Below are 7,121 nucleotides of genomic sequence, written 5' to 3' on the forward strand. Positions count from 1 at the left end.
ACCCCAATACAATCCTGACCGCCCAGGACAAGTGGAGCATATTTTCCTGGATTTAACTCTGGATATCCCCCTCCAAAGCGTTAGCGGTACCTGCACTATCACCCTCAACCCAATACGCGGCATTAAACAGCTAGTAATTGATGCGGTCAACTTGACTATCGCCTCAGTGCAGGTTGACCAAATCCCCCAACCCTTTGAGTATGACGGGGAACAACTAAAGATTCAGCTACTTAACCCGGTTGTTGTTGGAAAAGCGATTAAGATTGCGATCGCATACAGTGTAGACAACCCCCAGCGGGGTATTTACTTCATTCATCCAAACCAACACTACCCCAACAAACCCACCCAAGTTTGGACCCAAGGAGAAGATGAAGACTCTCGCTACTGGTTCCCTTGTTTCGATTATCCTGGTCAACTTGCTACCTCCGAAATCCGCGTTAGAGTGCCAAAACCCCTGATTGCTATCTCCAACGGGGAACTAATTGCTACAGAAGAAGACGGGGATGAAACCATATACCACTGGCGGCAGCAAGAAGTTCATCCCACTTACCTGATGACTCTAGCAGTAGCAGACTTTGCGGAAATTCGGGATGAATGGCAGGGCAAACCAGTCAACTACTACGTCGAGAAGGGGCGAGAGCAGGATGCTCGCCGCAGCATGGGCAAAACCCCTGGAATGATAGAGTTCTTGAGTGAAACCTTTGGCTATCCCTACCCCTATCCGAAATACGCCCAAGTCTGTGTAGAAGACTTCATCTTTGGTGGTATGGAAAACACCTCCACCACTCTGTTAACAGACCGTTGCTTGCTTGATGAACGAGCAGCTATCGATAACCAACGGACTGAAAGCCTTGTGGTTCACGAACTTGCTCATCAGTGGTTTGGGGACTTAGTGGTGATTAAACACTGGTCCCATGCCTGGCTTAAGGAAGGCATGGCATCCTACACAGAAGTGTTTTGGACCGAACATGAGTATGGTAAAGATGATGCTGCCTACTACCTACTCAATGAAGCACGTAGCTATATCTCAGAAGATAGTTCTCGTTACCGCCGCCCCATGGTGACCCATGTCTATCGAGAAGCTATGGAACTCTACGATAGGCACCTTTATGAAAAAGGTGCTTGCGTCTATCATATGATTCGGGCAGAGTTAGGGGAAGACTTGTTCTGGAAAGCCATCCAAACCTTTGTTAAAGATAATGCTCACAAAACCGTAGAAACCATTGACCTGCTAAGGGCGATTGAAAAAGCTACCGGTCGTAATCTGTTATTCCTATTTGACCAGTACGTCTTCCGGGGGGGTCATCCTGAATACAAAGTTGCCTATTCCTGGGATGGGGATAGCCAGTTGGCTAAAGTTACAGTAACCCAAACTCAGGCAAAAGATAGTAACACGGGTAGCGATAGTGAGCTATTTGACCTCAAAATCCCGATTGCCTTTGGTTACACCCAGCTCGAAGACGATTCTCCTGTGGAAACGTCTAATGAAACGTGCCTACAGACATTTACGGTCAGGGTTCATGAACGGGAACAAAGTTTCTATTTCCCACTGGGGAAAAAACCTAACTTGATTAGTTTCGACCACGGGAATAATTACCTGAAAACCGTTTCCCTAGAATACCCCATAGCCGAGCTCAAAGCCCAGCTGAAATTTGACCCAGACCCCATCTCCCGTATCTATGCAGGGAAAGCCTTGGCGAAAAAGGGAGGATTAGAAGCAGTAAAAGCCTTGTGTGATGCCCTAAAGAGTGACTCATTCTGGGGTGTTCGTTTAGAAGTCGCCAAACAATTAGCTAAGGTAAAACTAGATCAAGCCGAAGCCGCCTTAATTGCTGGCTTGTCCGATCAAAATCTCCGTGTGCGTCGTGCCGTTGTCCAAGCCTTGGGTGAGGTGAAGACTCTAGAAAGCTACAATGCTCTCAAGCAATTACTAGAAAAAGGGGATGCCAGCTACTACGTAGAAGCAACAGCCGCCAGGTCACTTGGGGGAATGGTTTCGGCAAGCCTTAAGGATAGAGAAGATGAAGTAATCCAATTGCTGACAAAAGTACTCAAAGAAAGGAGTGGTTGGAATGAAGTAGTACGTAGCGGTGCCATTGCTGGCTTAAGTCAAATTAAATCCTCACCCATTGCCCTAGACGTAATTTTGGAATATACCACTCCTGGCATACCTCAACCCCTTCGTCTAGCAGCGATTCGATCTTTAGGAGACATTTCTAAAGGTCAGACTCCCAATAAAATAGAGTCGATCCTGGAGCAATTAGAAGAACTGTCCCGTGAAACCTTCTATTTGACTCAAGTCACCATAGTTGGGGCTCTAGGAAAAATGGAAACCCCGAAAGCTATGGATATTTTGCGATCGCTTTTAGAGAATACGCCTGATGGGCGAATTCGTCGGATTGCAGAAGAAGCCATTCAGAAAGTCCAGAAAAACATTGGCTCTGACAAAGCCCTTAAACAGCTACGGGACGAACTTGACAAACTCAAAAAAGATAATCAGGAACTCAAAAGCCGCCTGGAAAACCTGGAAGCCAAATCTAATTAAGTATGAAGTCTTTCTTTTACAGCTTCTAATTAAATTTCGTAAGCATTCAGCTCTCAGCTTTCAGCTCTCAGCTCTCAGCTCTCAGCCATTCGCGTAGCGTGGCCAACGGCCAAGGCTAAGGCTGACGGCTGACGGCTGACGGCTGAATGCTTACAATTTATACTTAAATTTCTACAGTGAACACTGACCCCGATGGTTGATTATTTTCTACGAATATTCTACCACCATGGGCTTCAACTGCCATTTTACAGAATGTTAATCCCAGACCAGTTTGATAAATTCCAGTCATTAAATTTCCCACATCGTACTTATCAAAAATACGTTTTCGCAATTCTTCATTAATCCCAGGTCCAGAATCAGCAATGCGAATTATAGCTTTGGTTTCCCGATCTACTGGATAATATACTTGCAGTATAACTTTACTTTGTGAAGGAGAAAATTTGATGGCATTTGAGAGTAAGTTATCTAAGACACGGCGGATTAAATTAGCATCAATTAAAAGAGTCTTACTGGATTCTGGTAGATCGCTAACTAGCTGAATGTTTTTCTCGTAAGCAATGGCTTGGAAATCTAAGACTACCTCTTGTTCGAGTGCATTGATATCCACCAAGTCTCGATTAAGCGTAAGTTTTCCCGATTGTAACTTCGCCATCATCAATAAGTTATCCGTCATTGAGCGCAGCTGGAGAGCTAATTTCAAGATTTGTTCAGTCTTTCTTTGCTGTTTTTTTTGAAGTTCAGTTTGCTGCCAAATATCAAAATATATCATAATATTAGCCAAAGGATGTCTCAAATCATGCACGATCATATGACACATAAGTAGTCGGACAAAAGTAAAATTAACTGTTGAAATAGGGAGCAGGGACTGAGGCCGTGGGCCACGCGGGGCGCGTTCGGAGCTGGGAGCAGAGGGGCTTTTGGCAACTTTACAGAAGTTAATACAGCGATGCAGCTTCGGAACAGGGGGTTTCCCCCACTCGCGCTTTGCATCAAGAAGTGAGGTTTATTTTTGTCCAGGTACTTAGTGCCGATTTGGTTCGGGCAATCACGGAAACAGCATAGTGTAGATAAATCAACGTCGATAAATCAACGTCGATAAATCAACAGATTGCCCATGCTGCTTCGCTACGATACCAGCGGAATCGATATGACACCATTGTTGCTTTGTTGATTTAGCCCCGTCATGGAGGATTCTGCTGAAGTTTTAATTTAAAGACTGTCGGTGATAACACGCAAATCAGAGCTGAAATCCGAAGCTAGAGCCTCGGTTAATGTAATAATGGAAGTTGACAATTTTACCGATATATGCATCAAGAGGTGGGACCCGTGGGGAATTTAATTCTTAATGGGTCAAGCGCACCTAGAAAAAATCTATGACACAGGACTAGTAAACCTTGGCAGAAATTTGTGACCAGTTCCTCTGAAGATGACCAGATCAGGGAATGAGGGGATGAGGGGGTGATTTTGACTGGTCAGTTATTTTGAGCGTAATCTACTCAATTGACCATAATTGACTATCGGAAGTTCAGGAAATGGGCAAGTTTCTGGTGTAGGTTTCTATGGGACTCTCAATTGTCCTGGTAGCAAAACCTGCCCTAAACCTTCGATTGGACTTAAACTGAGATCTTGCACCATTGTCATTAATCGTAGGGTGGGCAGTGCCTACCAAAGTGGTTTGCAAGCTTCATTATCTGTCTGATGCACTGCCCACCCTACATGAACTATTGGACTTAAACACCGAATTATAGTATATGTACAAGTGTATACTTATTTAATAAAACGCAAAAGATAGATAAAAAACTATAAATTTCTTAGAGAGGCCTATACTCAGCGTGAGTCAGCATCAACTTGTATCTCCTGAACAGCGGTCTAATGAACCCCAAAGGTACTATGATCCACAAGCGATCGCCCGCTACTATCGTTCCAGACCTTGGGTAGTGATTTGGCGTTGCCTGAGGATTGTCTGGGGTTTCGCTAGCTTTGTTTTTAGTATTAAGTTAGACCAATGGCGCAACCGGACTGAGCAGAATAAGTTAAAACGAGCGACACAGCTGCGGGAACTTCTGACTAACCTCGGTCCAACCTTTATTAAAGTCGGACAAGCTCTTTCCACCCGCCCTGACTTGATTCGGCAAGATTTTTTAGATGAACTGATCAAACTACAAGACCAGCTGCCTCCCTTTGACAATGCGATCGCATTGTCCATAATCGAGCAAGAGTTAGGGCGCTCCATCCAAAAACTCTTTAGCCAAATTTCCCCAAGACCTGTAGCAGCCGCTAGTCTTGGTCAAGTCTATCGGGCTAAACTTCACACCGGTGAAGAGGTGGCGGTTAAGGTACAACGTCCTAACTTACGCCCTGTCCTCACCCTAGATCTTTATTTGATGCGGTGGGCAGCTAGCTGGATTGCCCCCTGGTTACCACTCAATCTCGGTCATGACCTAACTTTGATTGTAGATGAATTTGGTACTAAGCTCTTTGAGGAAATTAATTATCTCAATGAAGGTCGCAATGCCGAACGATTTGCTCTAAACTTCCAAGACGACCCCACTGTGAAGGTTCCAGCAATATACTGGCGCTACAGCAGTATCCGTGTCCTCACCCTAGAGTGGATTGATGGTTTCAAGTTAACCGATACAGAACGTATTGAAGCCTTAGGACTAGACACCGCAAGCTTGATTAAAACCGGTGTCACCTCTGGTTTGCGTCAGTTGTTAGAGCATGGCTTTTTCCATGCTGATCCTCATCCAGGTAACTTATTTGCCCTTCCGGATGGACGCATGGGCTATATTGACTTTGGCATGATGGATCAGTTAGATCAGGATACCAAAGAAACCATTGTCAGCTGTGTCGTTGATCTAATTAATCAAGATTATCAATCATTAGCCCAGGCTTTTGTTAAATTAGGTTTCTTAGCACCCAACACAGATATTCAGCCGATTATCCCAGCCTTAGAAGCTGTGTTGGGAGAAGCAATTGGTGAAAGTGTCGGAGATTTCAACTTCAAGACGATCACAGATCAGTTCTCAGAGTTGATGTACGACTATCCTTTCCGGGTTCCAGCCAAGTTTTCCTTAATTATCCGTTCTCTGGTGACTCAGGAAGGACTGGCACTGAGCTTAGATCCGAATTTCAAAATTGTCGAGGTTTCCTACCCCTATGTAGCTCAGCGTCTGCTTACCGGTGAAACCCCACAAATGCGGCGGCGTTTGATTGAGGTGTTGTTCAAAGACGGTAAATTCCAGTGGGAACGACTGGAAAATATGATTGCGATCGCTCGCTCTGATCAGAACTTTGATTTGCTACCAACCGCTCAACTTGGTTTGCAGTATCTCTTGTCTGAGGAAGGTCAGTTTTTGCGACGTGAACTGTTGTTAGCGTTAACCGAAGATGACCAACTCCATGGAGCCGAAATTCAGAGTCTGTGGAACTTAGTCAAAGATGATTTACCACCAGAACGTTTATTCAATGTAGCTTTGAATGCACTAAGTACTATTTCCAGTGATGGGATTGGGGCTATTTTACCCAAAGCTCCTGCTGTTACTACCAAATAGTGTGTCAGACCAACTGGCTGACAACGATATTCCTGATCATGACTACTTACTCCTAAGTATTCACTACTTGTTGTTATTGTAATTAGCGCCGGTTGCCAACTGCTATAGAATTTGGTGGGTTACAGCGCGGATAAAAATCATTGCCCCGCCTCGCCCACCTTAGGAAACTATAAGATTTTATGATCTCCACAACTACCGGATAGCATTCCCAGCTTTAGCAATCCGTGTCGGAATTGTGATAATTTTTGATACCATATTCCCTGCTCCCTGCTCCCTGCTCCCTATTCCCTATTCCCTATTCCCTGTTCCCTATTCCCTATTCCCTATTCCCTATTCCCTTTGCTATCATTTTTTGTAATAATCTTCACAGGCACTAAAAGCATGAAGATTAGGAGTTATTTGTGTATAATTTTTGGCCAGATCCACCCTATTTTTTGTTAATTTTTGGTTTGTTTGCTGGGATTACCTGTGGGCTAGCTTTTGAAGCTACACTCAAAGAAAAAGTACAGGAATGGTATAAGACCAAATCCAGTCAAACCCTGGCTGAAATTAAAGGAATCCAGTTACTTCTCCCATTTATGGGAATTGCTGTTGGGATTTGCCTGTTTCTAGCCTCTGGGTTAGGAATTTTTGCCTTGCCCTATTGGTTGTGTTACTCAATTTCCATACCTATGACCTTATTTATTAGTGGGCTAGTTTGGTCACAACTCGGTAACGTATTGATTCAGTTAGAGCGAGGTGGTTCCAAAGCTCTAGATTTAGATTCGTGGGAATAACTATAAACTGACTAATTTGTCATTAGTGATTGGGAGTTTTTTCCCATACTATCGGTCAGCTACTAGTGGGTAATCGGTAATCGGTAATCGGTAATCGGTAATTTGCCTTTTGCCCATTACCTACTCCCTACTCCCTACTCCCTACTCCCTACTCCCTACTCCCTACTCCCTACTCCCTACTCCCTACTCCCTACTCCCTACTCCCTACTCCCTACTCCCTACTCCCTACTCCCTACTCCCTACTCC

5 protein-coding genes are annotated in these 7,121 nt (G+C 44.4%); 4 read left to right on the top strand and 1 reads right to left on the bottom strand.

Features of this window, described 5'->3' with window-relative positions; all coding sequences use genetic code 11:
• Nucleotides 1-2,545, top strand: a 2,545-nt coding sequence (locus F6K57_RS33760; protein ID WP_293072310.1) for a M1 family metallopeptidase, incomplete at its 5' end; no start/stop codon positions are given.
• Between the two features lie 163 nt (nucleotides 2,546-2,708).
• Here F6K57_RS33760 and F6K57_RS33765 read toward each other — a convergent pair.
• The gene (locus F6K57_RS33765; RefSeq protein ID WP_364305218.1) at nucleotides 2,709-3,362 is read right to left on the bottom strand and encodes an ATP-binding protein; all 654 of its coding nucleotides are present in this window, start codon (nucleotides 3,360-3,362) and stop codon (nucleotides 2,709-2,711) included.
• 1,015 nt (nucleotides 3,363-4,377) lie between these two features.
• Here F6K57_RS33765 and F6K57_RS33770 point away from each other — a divergent pair.
• The 3 genes from F6K57_RS33770 (at nucleotide 4,378) to F6K57_RS33780 (ending at nucleotide 6,875) form a co-directional block, all read left to right on the top strand.
• Nucleotides 4,378-6,099, top strand: a complete 1,722-nt coding sequence (locus tag F6K57_RS33770) for an AarF/ABC1/UbiB kinase family protein (protein WP_293072311.1) — start codon at nucleotides 4,378-4,380, stop codon at nucleotides 6,097-6,099.
• Between the two features lie 235 nt (nucleotides 6,100-6,334).
• Nucleotides 6,335-6,457 carry a hypothetical protein gene (locus F6K57_RS33775; protein ID WP_293072312.1) on the top strand — a complete coding sequence of 41 codons (123 nt, stop codon included), beginning with the start codon at nucleotides 6,335-6,337 and terminating at the stop codon, nucleotides 6,455-6,457.
• A 43-nt stretch (nucleotides 6,458-6,500) separates the two neighbouring features.
• Complete coding sequence (locus F6K57_RS33780; RefSeq protein WP_293045768.1) at nucleotides 6,501-6,875, top strand: hypothetical protein; 375 nt, start codon at nucleotides 6,501-6,503, stop codon at nucleotides 6,873-6,875.
• The last annotated feature ends 246 nt before the right edge of the window (nucleotides 6,876-7,121 follow it).

Source organism: Moorena sp. SIO4A5 (assembly GCF_010672005.1).
Lineage (GTDB): Bacteria > Cyanobacteriota > Cyanobacteriia > Cyanobacteriales > Coleofasciculaceae > Moorena.

Excerpts from the sequence above, each read along its gene's own strand:
- F6K57_RS33765 (WP_364305218.1), bottom strand. The coding sequence starts at position 3,362 with ATGTGTCATATGATCGTGCATGATTTGAGACATCCTTTGGCTAATATT.